The sequence below is a fragment of the Pelomicrobium sp. G1 genome (assembly GCF_051905455.1).
In the GTDB taxonomy this organism is placed as follows: domain Bacteria; phylum Pseudomonadota; class Gammaproteobacteria; order Burkholderiales; family UBA6910; genus Pelomicrobium.
In genome coordinates, this window is record NZ_JBQACR010000201.1 from 1 (window position 1) to 342 (window position 342).

Consider the following 342-nt stretch of genomic DNA (forward strand, 5'->3'; position numbering starts at 1 on the left):
ATTTCCTGGAGACGATGACCTCCATGTTGAACCCCTTGCCGGCCATTGCTCTGCTACCGTTAGCGCTGATCTGGTTCGGACTGGGGAATGCAAGCATTGTCTTCGTGCTTATCCACTCGGTCCTCTGGCCAGTAGCCTTGAATACTCACTCTGGTTTCATGGCCGTGAGCACCACATTGCGCATGGTGGGGCATAACGCAGGACTTCGAGGCATAGGCTACGTGACAAAGATCCTCATTCCAGCCGCGTTTGGCAGCATTCTCACCGGCTTGAAAATCGGCTGGGCGTTTTCTTGGCGCACCCTGATTGCCGCTGAACTCGTGTTCGGCGTCAGTTCTGGAT

At 55.0% G+C, this 342-nt stretch carries 1 protein-coding gene; it reads left to right on the forward strand.

All coding sequences use genetic code 11. The annotated features are described in order from the left end of the window. The coding region (locus tag ACTFO6_RS18170; protein ID WP_439935796.1) for an ABC transporter permease at positions 1 to 342 on the forward strand (342 nt) is incomplete at both ends.